Annotated in this window: 15 protein-coding genes and 1 pseudogene; 4 read left to right on the top strand and 12 right to left on the bottom strand. The window is 65.1% G+C overall.

All coding sequences use genetic code 11. The features are described 5' to 3' along the window. Positions 1-102: 102 nt before the first annotated feature. Positions 103-1,596: a M20/M25/M40 family metallo-hydrolase gene (locus IPK75_09225; GenBank protein ID MBK8198539.1), complete on the top strand. Its 1,494-nt coding sequence runs from the start codon at positions 103-105 to the stop codon at positions 1,594-1,596. Positions 1,597-1,666: 70 nt separating this feature from the next. On the opposite strand, the gene IPK75_09220 is transcribed toward IPK75_09225, so the two are convergent. The 6 genes from IPK75_09220 to IPK75_09195 form a co-directional block, all read right to left on the bottom strand. Further along, positions 1,667-2,068: a hypothetical protein gene (locus tag IPK75_09220; protein ID MBK8198538.1), complete on the bottom strand. Its 402-nt coding sequence runs from the start codon at positions 2,066-2,068 to the stop codon at positions 1,667-1,669. 239 nt (positions 2,069-2,307) lie between these two features. Continuing rightward, positions 2,308-3,261: an Hsp33 family molecular chaperone HslO gene (locus IPK75_09215; protein MBK8198537.1), complete on the bottom strand. Its 954-nt coding sequence runs from the start codon at positions 3,259-3,261 to the stop codon at positions 2,308-2,310. A gap of 36 nt (positions 3,262-3,297) precedes the next feature. After that, positions 3,298-4,233, bottom strand: a complete 936-nt coding sequence (locus IPK75_09210; protein MBK8198536.1) for a radical SAM protein — start codon at positions 4,231-4,233, stop codon at positions 3,298-3,300. Between the two features lie 67 nt (positions 4,234-4,300). Next, a complete protein-coding gene (gene argF / locus IPK75_09205; protein ID MBK8198535.1) occupies positions 4,301-5,227 on the bottom strand; it encodes an ornithine carbamoyltransferase in 927 nt (308 codons plus the stop codon). 166 nt (positions 5,228-5,393) lie between these two features. Beyond that, the gene (locus tag IPK75_09200) at positions 5,394-5,648 is read right to left on the bottom strand and encodes a GlsB/YeaQ/YmgE family stress response membrane protein (GenBank protein MBK8198534.1); all 255 of its coding nucleotides are present in this window, start codon (positions 5,646-5,648) and stop codon (positions 5,394-5,396) included. A gap of 80 nt (positions 5,649-5,728) precedes the next feature. Further along, positions 5,729-6,049: an antibiotic biosynthesis monooxygenase gene (locus tag IPK75_09195; GenBank protein MBK8198533.1), complete on the bottom strand. Its 321-nt coding sequence runs from the start codon at positions 6,047-6,049 to the stop codon at positions 5,729-5,731. A gap of 140 nt (positions 6,050-6,189) precedes the next feature. Here IPK75_09195 and IPK75_09190 point away from each other — a divergent pair, with 140 nt between their 5' ends. From IPK75_09190 to nspC, 3 genes are read left to right on the top strand one after another with little or no spacing between them, the layout of a single operon-like run. Then, the gene (locus IPK75_09190) at positions 6,190-7,404 is read left to right on the top strand and encodes a saccharopine dehydrogenase family protein (GenBank protein ID MBK8198532.1); all 1,215 of its coding nucleotides are present in this window, start codon (positions 6,190-6,192) and stop codon (positions 7,402-7,404) included. 6 nt (positions 7,405-7,410) lie between these two features. Then, positions 7,411-7,920, top strand: coding sequence for a hypothetical protein (locus IPK75_09185; protein MBK8198531.1), 510 nt, complete (start codon positions 7,411-7,413; stop codon positions 7,918-7,920). After that, on the top strand, positions 7,917-9,044 hold the full coding sequence (gene nspC, locus IPK75_09180) for a carboxynorspermidine decarboxylase (GenBank protein MBK8198530.1): 1,128 nt from the start codon (positions 7,917-7,919) through the stop codon (positions 9,042-9,044). The genes IPK75_09185 and nspC overlap by 4 nt, the downstream gene beginning before the upstream one ends. 12 nt (positions 9,045-9,056) lie before the next feature. Here the strand turns inward: nspC and IPK75_09175 are convergent. From IPK75_09175 to IPK75_09150, 6 genes and pseudogenes are all read right to left on the bottom strand, one after another. After that, positions 9,057-10,010 (bottom strand): annotated as a pseudogene (locus tag IPK75_09175) (IS630 family transposase). Positions 10,011-10,086: 76 nt separating this feature from the next. Continuing rightward, entirely contained in the window at positions 10,087-10,593 is a 507-nt protein-coding gene (locus tag IPK75_09170) for a LuxR family transcriptional regulator (protein ID MBK8198529.1), read from the bottom strand. Between the two features lie 204 nt (positions 10,594-10,797). Then, a complete protein-coding gene (locus IPK75_09165) occupies positions 10,798-13,461 on the bottom strand; it encodes an AAA family ATPase (GenBank protein ID MBK8198528.1) in 2,664 nt (887 codons plus the stop codon). A 241-nt stretch (positions 13,462-13,702) separates the two neighbouring features. Next, on the bottom strand, positions 13,703-14,098 hold the full coding sequence (locus tag IPK75_09160; protein ID MBK8198527.1) for a GFA family protein: 396 nt from the start codon (positions 14,096-14,098) through the stop codon (positions 13,703-13,705). A gap of 3 nt (positions 14,099-14,101) precedes the next feature. Further along, on the bottom strand, positions 14,102-14,608 hold the full coding sequence (locus tag IPK75_09155; GenBank protein MBK8198526.1) for a hypothetical protein: 507 nt from the start codon (positions 14,606-14,608) through the stop codon (positions 14,102-14,104). Positions 14,609-14,829: 221 nt separating this feature from the next. Beyond that, the gene (locus IPK75_09150; GenBank protein MBK8198525.1) at positions 14,830-16,038 is read right to left on the bottom strand and encodes an aspartate aminotransferase family protein; all 1,209 of its coding nucleotides are present in this window, start codon (positions 16,036-16,038) and stop codon (positions 14,830-14,832) included. Positions 16,039-16,097 lie beyond the last annotated feature (59 nt).

The following is a 16,097-nucleotide window of genomic DNA, read 5'->3' as shown; positions in this document are numbered from 1 at the left end:
CGAAGTTGACGGCCAAGTCATTTATTTGATCCCTGATCGCTTGACGGCGGCGCAATCGCGCGCCCACGATCTGGCAACAACAAATCGGGAGGCCGGGGGAACATGGTCCGGAATATCATCATCGGCGTCGTGGCGGCGCTCGTCCTGTTCATCGGGGTGATCCTGTACAACACCTTCAACTACGGCGCCGATCCGGTCGGCGGCCGCGTCGACCTGCCAGAGCCGCCCGCCATCTCGGCGGACACCGGCGCGCAGCACCTCGCCGAGGCCATCCGGTTCAAGACCGTGACGCTGGCGAGCGGTGATCCCCGCCCCGGTCAGGAAGGCGAATGGCTGGCGCTTCATGCCTGGCTGGAAACGACCTATCCGGCCGCGCATGCGGCGATGAAGAAGGAACTGGTGCCGGATACGCTGACGCTGCTTTACACCTGGGAGGGTTCGGATCCGTCGCTGAAACCGCTGCTGCTGATGGCGCACCAGGATGTCGTGCCGGTGAACATCGGCACCGAAGGCGACTGGACCGGCGGGCCGTTCGATGGCGAGATCATCGACGGCTATGTGTATGGCCGCGGCGCGATCGACGACAAGGGATCGCTGGTCGGCCTGATGGAAGCGGCTGAAGCGCTGGCCGCCTCCGGCTTCAAGCCGAAGCGTACCGTGCTGTTCATGTTCGGGCATGACGAGGAAGTCTCCGGGTCCGGCGCGGAAGCCGGCGTGGCGTTGCTGAAGGCGCGCGGCGTCGAGCCCGAGTTTGCGCTGGATGAAGGGTTCATGGTGATCAATCCGTCGCCCCTTTCGGGCAAGCCGATGGGATTCATCGGGATCGCCGAAAAAGGGTATGTGACGCTGGATGTCGTGGCGACCGGCGCAGGCGGGCATTCCTCGACGCCGCCGCGCGATTCGGCGGCGGTGCGCCTTGCCCGTGCAGTCGTGGCACTCGACGAACACCAGATGCCGTCCGACCTGTCGAAGCCTCCGATCTCGGACATGTTCAAGGCGGCGGGCAAGGACATGCCGTTTGCGCAGCGCATGGCATTTGCCAATCTCTGGCTGTTCAAGGGCCTCATCGATGACCAGCTGGCCGGCGTCGCGGCCGGCAATGCGATGATCCGTACAACGACGGCACCGACCATGCTCACCGGTTCGGCCAAGGAGAACGTGCTGGCGCAGCGTGCGACGGCAACGGTGAACTTCCGTATCCACCCCAATGATTCCGAAGAGGCGATCATCCAGCATGTGAAGGACGTGACGAAGGACATCGACGGCATTGAAGTGGAAGTCGGCAAGAACGGGATCCGCGGCAAGGGCGCCTCGAATGTTTCGCCGACCGACAACCGTGCCTATTCGGTGCTGGCCAGTGTGGCCGAGGCCACCCTGCCCGGCGCGCCGGCGGCGCCCGGGCTGGTGCTGGGCGCGACCGATGGACGGTATGCCGAGGCGATCACGCCGAACGTCTACCGCTTCGCGCCATCGGTGCTGACGCCGGATGAGCTGACCGGTTTCCACGGCACCAACGAGCGCACGAGCGTGGAGAACATGGGACACCTGGCGCGCGGCTATGCGCAGATCATCCTGGCAATGGACGCGCCGGAGTAGCACCAGCGGCCGGCGCAGCGGGGCTGGCCGGTGTTAGAGGATGGTGTTGCAGGGCGGGGTTCACCTCGGCCTACGGGGGACGGGCGTCGAGGTTGGGGCGTGTGATCAAGCCCCCCACCGTCACGCGCTGCGCGCGCGCCACCTCCCCCGCGTTGCGGGAGAGGGGTGCGTTGCAGGTTGCTTCGATGTCCAGACAGGCCGGGAGGCGGGTGGACCAGATGGGGTCGTCGAAGCGTGGCTTGAGCGGGGCAAGGGGGTCGTGCTTTGGGGTTTCGATCCGGTCGCCGCGATAGACGATGCGCACGCCGCCCCACCAGGTGACGGCGAGCATCACGCTGGTGAGCTTCTCGCGCTGGAGGGAAATCCACGCGGCTTTCAGCTGCCAGTAGAGCACCGGCCAGAAGAACGGGTGCACGGCATCGAAGAGATGCCGGAAATACACGTAGTTCCGTATGCTGAGGAAGGTGGACATCGGCGGAGTATAGATCCGGTGCGAGCCCCGCCGGATTGGATTGGCTGAAAATAGTTCTGGTGTGGACGGTCGTGTAGACGTCCATGCGTGCGCGCGTGCGAAAAATTGCAAGCAGGAACAAGGAAGTCTGGGTCCCGGCTTTCGCCGGGATGACACGGGAAAAAGTTCCGGATCAAATGCGGGCGGGCCCGGATTTTGTCGCACAAGGCGAAACTTGTGCAACGTTCCCGCAGGCGGGATCAGTTCACCGGGCCGGTCACTTCGGCGATGCCGATGGTGTAGTGGCGGGCGCAGAACTGGCAGTCGATGGACAGCGTGCCATCCGGTTCCACGAGATCGCGCAGCGATTCGTCCGGCATTTGGCGCAGCGTGCTGACGAGACGTTCCTGGTTGCAGGTGCAGCGGTCGGCGACCGGCATCGCGCCTTCGAGGGTTACGCCCTGCTCGTGGAACAGCCGGTAGAGCAGTTCCGTCACCGGCAGGCCGGTGTCGGTCAGTTCGCCGGCGGTCAGGGTGGCGAACAGGGCTTCGGCCTCGCGCCAGCCTTCGTCGGTTTCGCCGCGCGCGTCGTCGCCGGCGATGCGCTGGATCAGCATGCCGCCGGCGACCCATTCGTCGCCCGACTTGTCGATGGCAAGGTTGATGCGCGAGGGCACCTGTTCGGACATGGCAAAGTAATCCTCCGCACACTGAGCGAGGGTTGCCTTGTTCAGCGGCACGATGCCCTGGTAGGGCTGGATGTCCGGATTGTCCTGCACGAGGATCAGCCCGAGCCGGCCGGTGCGGCCGAACAGCTGCGGCATGTGCGGCTCGCCGCCCTTGTTGACGCGTTCGAGATTGGCCCAGCCTTCGGCATTGTAGCGGGCATAGCCGCGCACATTGCCGTTGGTGTTGTATTCGCCGACCAGCATGGTCACCGGGCCGTCGCCTTCGGCCTGCACGAGGATCTTGCCCTCGAATTTCAGGGACGCGCCGACCAGCGCCGCCAGCATCACCGCTTCGCCGAGGATATGGGCGAGGTGGGGCGGATAGTCGTGCCGCGCCAGGATCGGCGCGAGGCTGCCGGCGCCCATGCGCACCACGCGGCCACGGATGGGGCGGCCTTCGATCTGGAAGGTGGCGGCGAAATCGCCGGTTTCGTGGGCAGGTCGGGTCATGGGGCGGGCCTCAGGGGGGCTTTCAAGTGGCCCCATGTGGCAATGAAGCCGCGGCAGGGCAAGGGCCTGCGGTCAGGCCGAGCAGCTGGCGCCGCCGAGCACGCAGAAGCTGGCGCACCAGGGATGGTTGAGCTTGACCGGCGCGGCGGTGGCTTCGGCGAGCGTGCCGCCGAGGTCGAAGGCGGGGTCGTCCACGAGCAGGGTGCAGGCCAGCACGCGCGGCCCCGGCGCGCCCTTGCGGCGCACGACCATGCGCTGGCTGGCGCACATGATGCTATCGGGCGCCTTGTTCAGGATACCCCAGCAGGCGGTGGTGATTTCCGGCGGATCGGCGCGGGCGATCATCTCCGGGAAGAGGACGAGCTGTTTCGGATCGGCGGCGTCGAGCGCGAGGCTCAGGGCGGCGATGAGGGCGCGGTAGCCCTGACGGGCGGCGGGCTCGTCCTCGTGCAGGGCCTTGCGGCCCGCGAGCGCGAGAGGGATGTTGTTGGCGGCCAGCCAGCGGAGGCCCTCGCAGGCCTCGGCGAAGGCCCCCTGCCCGCGTTCGGCATCGTGGACGACGGCGTCGTGCGAGTCGAGCGAGACGCGGATGGTCATCTTGCCGGGAAACCGGACGGCGAGGTCTGCGAGGCCGGCCTGCACGCGCGGGCGCATCATCGGGCGCATGGCATTGGTCAGCACAAGGAGCGTGTGGCCGCGCGACAGAGCAGCTTCGAGGATGGCGATGATCTCGGGCGCCATGAACGGCTCGCCGCCGGTGATGCCGATTTCGGCGGGGGCAGTGAGTTCGCCGAGATAGGACTCGACGTCCGCGCGGGTCAGGTAGACCAGCCGGTCGTTGGTCGGGCTGCTTTCGATGTAGCAGTTGGCGCAGGTGATGTTGCAGAGCGTGCCGGTGTTGAACCAGAGCGTCTTCAGGCCGGACCAGGCGACACTGGCGCGGGTTTCTCCCTTTGCCGTGATGTCGGGATCGGAGAATTTCTGGGTCGGGATCAGGGTATCGGCCATGCCGCAAGCCTAGGCGGACGCGGCGGCGCCGCCAAGGGGCGCGCGGGAATGTGAACGGCCGGCGGGCTTACTTGCCCAGGCACCAGCGCAGGATCGCCTTCTGGGCGTGCAGGCGGTTTTCCGCTTCGTCCCAGACGAGGCTGGCCGGGCCGTCGATGACTTCGGCGTCGACTTCCTCGCCCCGGTGGGCGGGCAGGCAATGAAGGAATTTTGCCCCGCCATTGGCGAGTTCCATCAGCTCGTCGGTGACGGCGAAGGGTTCGAGAATTTCGAGGCGGCGTTCGGCGTCAAGGTCGCCCATCGAGACAAACGTGTCGGCAATGACGACATCGGCGCCGGCGACGGCTTCTTCAGCAGTCTCGAACAGCTCGATGCGGCCTTGCAGCTCGGTGGCGATCTCGAGGTCGTCCTCATCGGGCGCGTAGCGGGCGGGTGTGCCGATGGCGAGCGAGAAGCCGAACTTGGCGGCGGCATGGATGAAGCTGGCGCAGACATTGTTGCCGTCGCCGACCCAGGCGAGGCGGGCGCCGCGCAGGGTGAGGCCGTGCTCTTCCAGCGTCATCAGGTCCGCCATGATCTGGCAGGGGTGCGAGCGGTCGGACAGGCCATTGATGACCGGGATGGACGAAGCTTCGGCGAAGGATTCGATGTCGGTATGGTCGTTGGCGCGGATCATCACGGCGTCGACATAGCGCGACAGCACGCGGGCGGTGTCCTCAACGGTCTCACCCCGGCCGAGCTGCATGTCGCCGGCGGATGTGGTGATCGAGGAGCCGCCGAGCTGGCGCATGGCCATGTCGAAGGAGAAGCGGGTGCGGGTGGAGGCCTTCTCGAAGATCATCGCGAGGGTATGCCCGTCGAGCGGGGCGCCGGCATCGATACGGCCCTTGGTCCAGCCCGCGCGGGCTTTCTTCATGGCATGGGCCTGGTCGAGGATGGCGCGGAGTTCGGCGCTCTCCAGGGGCCAGAGATCGAGGAAATGGCGGATCGTCATGGGCGGGGCCCCCGCAAAAACAAGCGGGCGACATAGCCTGATACGCCGCGCCTGTCATTATGTTGCTTAGCGGGAGGGGAATCGGGGTGCCTCCACCCGCTCCGCCGCGCTGGCACCGGGAAGGAATCGCCGCGCAGGGAGGGGTGGAGGTCTTGGGCCGGATGGCTCAGGCGCGTTTGACGACGCGGATGATCAGGAGCAGCACGATGGCGCCGAGCGTGGCGTAGAGGATCGAGCCGAGGATACCGCCGCCGATGCCTAGGCCGATGGCCGGGAACAGCAAGCTGGCGATGAAGGCGCCGAGGATACCGACGATGATGTTGCCGACCAGGCCAAAGCCATAGCCTTTGACGACGACACCGGCGAGCCAGCCGGCAATGGCGCCGACAAGCAGGATGATGAGAAGGGCTTCGACTGTCATGTGTGTCTACTCCGTTGGGGATCAGTTACGATCCTGAAACGCGCGACACGCGATTTGGATGCAGGACGGCGCCTGCCGCGTCAGAAGCCGTAGGCCCGTTCGATGCGCACAATGCGGATATGGTAGGCCGAATACCAGGTCTCGCGGCCCCGGCGCTGGGCTTCCAGGTGCTCGGCATTCTGTTTCCAGGCGCGGATGTTCTCGTCGCTGTCCCAGTAGCAGATGGTGATCTCGGCATTGCCGTCGGCCTGGGCGCTTTCATAGCCGAGGAAGCCCGGCTGCTGGTGGGCGAGTTCGACCATGCGCATGGCCATGGACTCGTAGGTGTCGACCTCCTTGCCGCTCTGCACGGCCGTGAAGATGACGGCCCAGTAGGGCGGCGCGGGTGTCTTGGCGATCACTGGACGGTCTCCCCCGGAAATGAAGCTGTCATTGTGTCATGGCAGGGCAGGTCCTATCTAGCCCCCCTTCTAGAACCCCCGGCCAAACTGTCCTAAGGGAGGCCAACCCTTTCAACGCTTTCCCGGAGTTTCGCCCAGTCATGGACAATGTGCTTATCATCGGTGCCGGCGCAGCCGGCTCAGTCGTCGCCAAGAAATGCGCGATGGACCGCGAGACGTTCAAGCACATCACCCTCGCCTCGCGCCGCATCGAGAGCTGCGAGAAGGTGGCGAAGGATTGCGTGACGCCGATCGAGATCGCGCAGGTGGACGCCGATGACGTGGCTGCGACCGTGGCGCTCATCAAGAAGGTGAAGCCGGACCTCGTGATCAACATGGCCCTGCCCTACCAGGACCTGCCGATCATGGATGCCTGCCTTGAGGCCGGCGTCTCCTACATGGATACCGCGAACTATGAGCCGCGCGACGTGGCCAAGTTCGAATACTCCTGGCAGTGGGCCTATCAGGACAAGTTCAAGAAGGCGGGCCTGACGGCCATTCTCGGCTGCGGCTTCGATCCGGGCGTCTCCAACATCTGGTGCGCCTACGCGCAGGAACACCTGTTCGACGAGATCGAGTATATCGACATCGTGGACTGCAATGCCGGCGACCACGGCAAGACGTTTGCCACGAACTTCAATCCGGAGATCAACCTGCGGGAAGTGACGCAGGACGGGAAGTACTGGAAGAACGGCAAGTGGATCGAGATCCCCGCGCTCTCCATCAAGACGATGGTGGACTATCCGGAAGTCGGCCCGCGCGCCTCTTACCTTATCTACCATGAGGAAGAGGAAAGCCTGGTGAAGAACATCAAGGGCCTGAAGCAGATCCGCTTCTGGATGACCTTTGGCGAGGCCTACATCAAGCACCTCGAAGTGTTCAAATCGATCGGGCTGATCAGCCTCGAGCCGATCAAGCACAAGGGCATGGACATCATCCCGATGGAGTTCCTGCGCGACCTGCTGCCGGCGCCTTCGTCGCTGGCCGAGAACTATACCGGCAAGACCTCCATCGGAGTGATCGTCCGTGGCCGGAAGGATGGCAAGCCGGTGTCCAAGATGCTCTACAACGTCTGCGACCATGCCGAGACCAACAAGGAAGTCGGCGCACAGGCCGTGTCCTACACCACGGGCGTGCCGCCGGTTTCCGGCGCCGCCATGTTCTTCCGCGGAATCTGGAAAGGCCCCGGCGTATTCAACGTGGAACAGTTCCCGTCAAAGCCGTTCCTCGATGATGTGGCGACGCGGGGATTGCCGACGACGATCATGGACATCGAGGCCGGCGATCAGGACGAATTGTTTGAGGTGGTGACTTAGGACGCGATGCCCGAAAGCGACGAAGAGAATCGCAAGAACCACTCACGAGGCGCGTACTTCTTTGTGCTTCTTCTCGGAGCGCTATTTGTATTCTCTGGCAATTCTTATCTGAATTCGGCGGCAAAGCCCGTCTCAGGTATTGAGCGAAGTGGCACGCTAGTTGGCGCTAATAATTCTCAGGGTTCGCGCGGAATGCACAACAATACGACATTGGTGATCCAATCGCGCTATGGGAAGCGAGAACAGTTTGAAGTGAAATCATCGATGCGACTGCGTGAAGTAAGTCGAATTCGCGCCAAGGCTAGGGACCTGATAGGCAGCAAGATCATCTACACTGTTGCGCCTTATGGAAACGAGCTTCTTGCCGCACGCACGATAGATGGCGTCGAAATCGTATCACGTTCGCACACGACCGAAGCCAAGCAATTTACCGGCTGGGGAATGGCTGTTGGGGGCTTCGGATTGATGATTTTGAGCGTACTTGGATTGGCGAACCTTGACCGGAAGAAGACATGACAAAAATCAACACCCCCTGCTTCGTCCTCGACACCGCTCGCCTCCGGAAGAACCTGGAGACGGCGAAGCGTGTGCGCGAGGAGGCGGGCTGCAAGGTGCTTCTGGCCACCAAGGCTTTCGCCATGCCGGCGACGTTCCCGCTGATGCGGGACTATCTCGATGGCACCACCGCTTCCGGCGAGCATGAGGCGATCATGGGCGCCGAGGAGTTCGGTAAGGAAGTCCACGTCTACTCGCCCGCCTATACCGAAGACGAAGTGCGGCGCCTGACCAAGGTGGCGCAGCACATCTACTTCAATTCGTCCGAACAGCTCGCCCGATTCGGCGACATTGCGCGCGACGCCGGTTGCAAGGTCGGCCTGCGGGTAAACCCCGGCTACTCCAATGCCACGCTGGGCGGCGACCTTTACAATCCATGCGCGCCCGGCAGCCGGTTCGGCGAAGTGTCGGCGATGCTCGACAGCGTCGACTGGTCAGGCGTCGACATCTTCCATGTCCACGCGCTGTGCGAGAGCCTGCATGAAGGCTCGGTCGGGCTGATCGAGTTCGTGGCCGAGCATTTCGGCAAATATATCGGGCAAGTGTCGGCGGTGAACTTCGGCGGCGGGCATTTCCTCAACAAGCCCGGCTATGACGTTGCCAAGCTGATTGCGGCGATCAAGGCGTTCAAGGCCCGCTTCAAGGTCGAGGTCGTGCTGGAGCCGGGCGCGGGTCTCGTCGTGAATACCGGTGAGCTTCATTCCACCGTGCTGGCGCTGCACCACAATGACGTGCACCTCGCGATCATGGACGCCTCCGCCTCGACCCACATGCCGGACGTACTGGAAGTGCCCTATCGTCCCGACATTACCGGCGCGGGCATGCCGGGCGAGTTCGCCCACACCTACCGGCTTGGCGGCAAGACCTGCATGACCGGTGACGTGATCGGCGACTATTCCTTCCCCGAGCCTCTGAAGCCCGGCGACCGCGTCACCTTCACCGACCAGATGCACTACAGCTTCGTGAAGACGAACACGTTCAACGGTACACCGCTGGCAAACCTTGCGGTGCGCTGGGAAGATGGGCGCGTCGAGATGCTGTCGGACTTCGGGTACGAGGAGTTCCGGCGGCGGCTGGGGCGCTAGAGCATCGCGCTTTCATTTGGACGCATAGCCCGCGGCTTTGAAGAAGTTCCAGCATTCGGCTGGTGTGAAGAGCTTGCAGATATCACCGATGGCGTCATTGAGGTCCTCAAAGGTTCGGGCGGCGGCGGCGCGGAGATGGGCTTTCAGCTTTGAGAAAGCCATCTCGATCGGGTTGAGGTCGGGAGAGTATTTCGGCAGGTAGAGGAACCACGCGCCACGTTCAGCGAGGGCGTCTTCGGCGCGCTGGCTGTAGTGGACGCTGAGATTGTCGAGGATGACGACATCGCCGGGTGAGAGTGTCGGGGCGAGCTGGGTCTCGATGTAAACTTCGAACGCAGACCGGTTCATGGCGCCTTCGACGACCCAGGGCGCCGTGAGTTCACCACAGCGCAGGCCTGCAATGAACGTCTGTGTACCCCATTTCCCGAATGGCGCCGTTGCTTTCAGACGCTTCCCGCACAGAGACCGTCCGCGAAGACGGCACATGTTAGTCTTCACGGATGTTTCGTCGATGAAGACCAGACGACCGGGTTCGGCCTGCATCGCGGGCTGACGGTAGTGCTTCCAGTCCGCCCGGGCGGCTTTCACATCAGCGCGTTCTTGCTCCGCTGCCAGAAGCGCTTTTTTTATATGTGAACCCGGCCTGGCAGAGCACCCGGGAGAGCGATGCCGGTGCCGCCGTCACCCCGTGCTCCGACGCCAGCCGGCGCGCCAATTCCGGCATCGTCCGTCCGGCTGCGCCTCAACCTCGCCAATCAAGAAATCCAGATATGGCGCCAGCTTGGCGTGCCGCCGGCCACCCACAGGGCGAGGCGTGACGCTCCCCGTCTCCTGCCACAACTTCAGCAGCTTCACCGCAAAGCTGGGGCTTACCCCAAACTGACGTGCCGCGGCCTGCCGTGAGTTGCCCCGCTCAACAAACGCCACCACTCGGCGACGAAGATCCTTCGAATATGCCTCAGCCATGAGCCACCTCCTGAAAGAAGTGAATCACAACCCGCTCAAACTGGGAATCTTTGATTCTGCGTGACCGCGCGACGCTCTAAGGCTCCAGGTCCGGCAGCAGGTCCTCGAGAAAATACGCCGACAGTTCGTTGCGGCCGGCGAGATCGCCCTTGCGGTAGATGGCGCGCGCCTGTTCGCGGACGGTGCGCTCGCTGGTCTTGCGCAGGTCTGCAATATGCTGGAGCGACAGCCCCTTCAGAAGCAGCAGGCCGACCTCGGCTTCGGCGTCCGACAGGCCCCAGGCCGAGAATTGCTGATGGATGGCGGCGCCGAGCCCTTTGACCAAGGTGCGGTTCTGATCGCGCCAGTGGCTGGCGTCGGCCCGGGCTTGCCTGAGCGCCCTGCGCAGGCGCCGGGTACGCCAGATCATCACGCCGAAACCGATCAGCGCGGTTAACAGGATGGCCGCTTCCACCACAAGATGACTGAGCTGCGCGCCCTCGTGGGTGTCCATCACGATATCGGTCGCGATGAGCACCGAAATCGCGCCGAAAATCGTGGCTGCGCCGAAGGCGCCGAGCCGGCTGCCTACGTCATCCGACATGAAACAACCTCCTGTTCCGGCAGTTTCGGAGACCCGTCATAAGACGTATGGACCCCCCGGCCCATTGCCTAGATCACCGCACCTGCCGGCTGGCAGTCCGATATGGCGGCACTCCGCGTTACCCAGCGCGCGAGCGTCCCCCCCCTTTCCAGGGTCGTGTCCCCTATTTAGAAGATCCTGGAAGCGGACTGCCCGCCCGGCACGCTAGCCGGCGTCCGGCCCGAGCAGCCAGGGCTCAGTCTGCAGGCGCAGCATGACCGCCATCCGGTTCGGCGCATTCAGCTTGGCGAGAACCGAGGAGACATGGTGCTCGACCGTGCGCGGCGAGCGCGCGAGGGCGTCCGAGATTTCCCGGTTGGTAAATCCCTTCACCAACAGGCGCAGCACGTCCTGTTCGCGGCGCGTGAGGCCGAGTGGATGGTCGCGCGCCGCCGTCGAGGCGCCGCGGCGCGGACGCGGCAAGGCAGCGGCGAGACCGCGCTCTGCCGCCCGCCGGCGACCATGCGCCGCCGCCGCTTGGGCGCCCATGGCCTCCAGCTCGCGCACCGCAGCGCCGAGTTCTGAGGGGTCGCTGCTCTGCAGGCGCACCAGCGCTGCGGCATAGGGCATCGAGAGCGCTTCCCAGGCGGCGGCCGCGCCGGCAATGTCGCCGTCCAGTTCGCGCCGGAAAGGCTCCGGCAGGTCGTTATGGCGCACCGCGCCGGCATCGGTGCCGTAGCGGCGAGCCCAGACGGCGCGCTCGCCGAGGTTCCAGGCATGGCGGTCATCTTCGGACAGCGCCAGCAAGGCGGCTAGGTGTTCCCGGCCCGCATCAAGGTCGTCGGCGAGCCAGGCCTGTTCTATGAGCGTCAGGCGGGCGGGCACGATATGCTGCAGCTCGTCCGTGGCGAGCGCGCTGGCGAAGGTTTCGTCCACCAGCGCGCCGGCATCCGGCGCCCCCATGCGCATCCGGGCACGCGACAGCACGTGCAGGGCCGGCAGGCGCATGACGAGGGTCTGGTCCTTCCGGTCAAGCGCGCCGCGCGAGATCGTCTCGGCATCGTTGAGGCGTCCCTGCTCCAGACGCAGCAGCGCCTGCCGGCCGGAGAGGTAATAGGTCCAGGAGTCCAGATCGTGCTCGACGTCGAAGGCGATGCCTTCGGAGAGGACACGTTCGGCCAGATCGAAACGCCGGAACTCCACCGCATATTCGGACAGGTTGGTGTAGGCGCGGGCGGCATGTTCGTGGAGGCCGTTGGCGAGCGACACCCGCAGGCTTTCGGCCAGCAGGGCCTCGCCTTCGGTGCGTCCGCGGAAGACCAGCGCCGTGCCGATATTGTTCAGCGCATGGGCGCGCAGTTCCGGGTTCGGGAACTCTGCCTCGAGGTCAAGCGCGCGTTGCCCCCAGGCGACCGCGTCGTCCATCTGGTCGTTCAGCATGTGCAGCTGGGAGCGCAGCGAATAGGCCATTGCCTGCTCGGCCGAGGGCGGCATGTTCTCGAGGACACGGATGGCCTGGTCGGCGAGGCGGGCCGCTTCCGGCGCTTCGCCCCGGTACCAGTGGAGGCGCGACAGCCAGCGCAGGTTTTCGCCGACCTTGTCTGGACGGCCCAGAAGGCGCCAGAGCGTGATCGCATGGCGGCGTGCATCGAGCACGTCATCGTCAATGCGGGCCGCAAGGCCGCTTTCATACGCCCAGCTTTCGTAGAGCGTCGCAGCGGTTTCGGGGCCGGCCTCGTCGACGAACCTGAGCGCTGTGGCGAGGTGGGCCGCCGCTTCGCGGTGCGCGCCGCTGGCGGCCGCGCGGGCGGCGGCTTCCGGTGCGATCGCGAGCACCGCTGGGCCGTCCAGCGCGCCGGCAGCGTGGTGGACCATCTGGTCGAGATGCGCTGCGCCGCCGAGCGCGCGCAACGCTTCGAGGATGCGCGCATGGTGCGCCCGCCGGGCGGTCGCTGGCACGCGGTCAAGCGTCGCCTGACGGGCAATCTCGTGACGAAAGCGCAAGTCACCTGACGCGGACGCTTTCAGGATGCCGCGACCGGTCAGGTCGTCAATCAGGTTGGCCGCCTGGCCGGGCACGAGCTGGTGGACGAGCTCGGCGGGTACGGCGGCCGGCACGACGCTGATCAGTTCGAGAAGCTCGCGGGCGGACGCCTCCAGCCGCGACTGGCGCAGGGTGACGGCTTCGCGCACCGAACCCGGCGGCCGGTCGGCGGCGGCGGCGCGCGCGGCCAGCATCTCGCTCACCTTGAAGGGGTTGCCGGCGGTCGCGTCAAACAGCCAGTCGCCGGCGAAGCCTGCTTCGCGCGCGAGATTGGCCACGGTCTTGGACGACAGGGGCGACAAGGGAATTTGCGCGACGTTGCCGGCGGGCAGGTCCCGGATCGCGGCGGTCAGGGGATGGGTCTCGCCGGTTTCGTTGCCCCGGAAGGTGACGACCAGCAGAACGGGCAACAGTGCGACGCGCCGGCCGAGGAAGCGCAACAGGTCGAGCGTGGCGTGGTCGGCCCAGTGGAGGTCTTCCCAGACCAGAAGGGTGGGACGGCCGGCATCGCTGAGCGCGTCGAGCACGGCCGCGTTGAGGGACTGACGGTCACCGCCGCTGTGCAGCAGCGCCTCGACGGCAGGTCCGAGCTGGCCGGCCATGTCCTGCAGGGGACCGAGCGGGCGGGGCGTGAACAAAGCATCGCAGCCGCCGCTGCCCGCCCGCCAGGGGGCCGGCAGCGATGCCTGGAATCGCCGCACGAGCGTGGTCTTGCCGATCCCCGCTTCACCCGACACAAGGGCGACGTGGCCGCGCCCGCTGCTGGCCGAAGCCGCCAGCGCCGCCAGCCGGGAGAGCTGCTTGTCGCGCTCGATCCGCCCAATCCTTTCCGCCTGAAGCCGCATTTGAAGCTGCGCTGCCGGTGCCGATGCACCTGCCTCGAGGCAACTTAGGTCACCAAATCCTTGAGGAAACCCCGAAATTTGGAAATCCATGACCTCAAATTTAGGTAAGATCACGGAAGCGCAGTCGTTTCAACCTGAGTAGGTTCAGGCTGCGGGTGAAGGGACGCACGCGCTACATCACGGGGGCAGGCTCAGCTCTCTGCCTGCCCCCGCTCTTTCCAGGGGCAAACCGACACGCACATCAAGCTTCGCGGGGGCCGGGCCAGGCGTCCCGCGCATCGTCAGGTTTCAGGCTCATGCCCTTGCCTTCGGCTTGGCGGACTACAATCCCGGCGGGGTCAAAGCCGTGCAGGCAGTTGACGTTGATCCCATAGTGATCCGGCATCGCGCGCTTCTTGTGGAACGGATAGATGCCGCATCTCGAGCAGAAGAAATGCCGGGCCACGCGGGTGTTCCAGTTGTACTCGCTGAGCACGTCGGCGCCGGTCAGCAGTTTGAACCGGTCCTCATGCACACTGGTCATCAGCGCGTTCTTCATGCGGCAGAGCGAACAGTCGCAGCGATAGAGGTCCGTCATCTCGGCCGTGATCCGGAACGTCACGGCGCCGCAGTGGCAGGAGCCTTCGAGGACGCGCATGGCTTAGACCAGTTGCGGCGGCAGAAGGTCTTCAAGGAAGTAGGCGGCCAGCTCATTGCGGCCGGCCAGACCGCTCTTGCGATAGACCGAACGCGCCTGTTCGCGCACCGTGCGTTCGCTCGTCTTGCGCAGGTTCGCAACCTCCTGCAGCGAAAGGCCCTTGAGCAGAAGCAGGCCGATTTCGCCTTCAGCATCCGACAGGCCCCAGGCCTGGAACTGGCGCGAAATCGCAGCGCCGAGCCCCTGCACCAGCGACCGGTTTTCTTCCTGCCAGCGCCGGGCATCCTGGCGGGCCTCGTTCAGGGCCTTGCTGAGGTGCGTGATGCGCCAGGCGCCGAAGCCGAGGCCGAGGAAGGACATCACCAGCTTTATGGCTTCGACGAAAAGGTGACCCGGCGTCTGGCCACTTACAATATTGAACGCCATGTCGAGCACGACGAGGGCCGCGATCACGCCGAACAGGAAAATCGTGGCCCAGGAGCTCCTGCGCTCGTTTCCATCCACTGTCATGTCAGGCTCAAACCTCCCGAAAACCGCCGCCCGCAAAAAGGGCAACGATAGCTTGCAACCCGAGTCACAACCGAACCGTGACCCGGCCAATGGCCGGGTGCTCCGCTCAAGTCGGAGGTGTCTCCCATCCGCGCCTGATCCAGCACCGTACGCCCGTCCGTTTCAGACGAGCGCCCCACAGGCACTGGCGGCGGGGCGGCGCAGCCCCGCACGCAATTCCTTCAACCCGGCGCCCACTCCGTCAAGGCAGCATCGAGCACATTGATCGCTTCACGCACGTGACCATCCTCGATGACCAGCGGCGGCGCGAGGCGCAGCACGTTTGCACCGGCCACGCCGACCAGCAGGTTGGCATCGCGGCAAAGGCCCTGCAGGCTTTTCGGGTCCGCCTTCAGCTTGATGCCCGTCAGGAGGCCCTTGCCTGTGACCGCCTCGACCTTGTCGGGATGCGTGTCGGCGAGGCTTTTCAGGCCCTGCGCCAGCACACCCGAGACGCGGCGGACTTCAGCCAGGAATTTCTCGTCGGAGATGATGTCCCAGACGACATTGCCGACCGCCATGGCGAGCGGGTTGCCGCCATAGGTCGAGCCGTGGCTGCCGGGCTGCATCGGTTCGCCGACGGCCTCGGTCATCAGGCAGGCGCCGAACGGAAAGCCACCGCCAATGCCCTTGGCGGCGCAGAGGATGTCCGGCTCGACACCGTCCGCCCACTGATAACCCCAGAGCTTGCCGGTGCGGCCCATGCCGCATTGCACTTCGTCAAAGATCAGGAGGATGCCGTGTTCGTCGCACAGCTGGCGCAGGCCCTTGATGCAGGCTTCCGGCATGGCGCGCACGCCGCCTTCGCCTTGCACGACCTCGACGAAGATCGCGGCAGCGGTCGGCGCAGCAGCGGCTTTCTTCAGCGCGTCATGGTCGCCCCATTCGAGGTGCACGAAGTTTGGCAGTTTCGGGCCGAAGCCTTCCAGGTATTTCGGGTTGCCGCCGGCGTTGATCGCGCCGATCGAGCGGCCGTGGAAGGCGCCGGTGAAGGTGATGATGTCGAGGCGATCGGGATTGCCCTGCGACCAGTGGAACTTGCGCGCCGACTTGATGGCGCACTCGACTGCCTCGGTGCCCGAGTTGGTGAAGAAGACCCGGTCGGCGAAGGTGTCGCGGCAGATCTTGTCGGCGAGTTCTTCCTGGCCGCGCACGCGGAACATGTTGGAGGTGTGCCAGAGCTTGCCGGCCTGGTCGCGCAGGGCTTCCACGAGCTGCGGGTGCGCGTGGCCGAGCGCGGTGACAGCGATGCCGGCGATGAAATCGAGGTAGCGGCGACCGTCTTCGGTGAAGAGGTAGGCGCCCTGGCCCTCCACAAACACTTCCTCGGGCGGACGGTAGACCGGCAGGATGTGCTGGCGGGGGTCCTCGTGGAAATTGTCCTCTGGCATCGGCGCGGCTCCGGAAATCCTTGGGGTGCGGGAAGCGGCCACGCTTGGGGCGCTACGGC

The organism is Acidobacteriota bacterium (assembly GCA_016712445.1).
Taxonomy (GTDB): Bacteria; Pseudomonadota; Alphaproteobacteria; order Caulobacterales; family Hyphomonadaceae; genus Hyphomonas.
The sequence above is the reverse complement of the archived record's forward strand: the minus strand, read 5'-3'. Positions and strand labels throughout refer to the sequence as shown.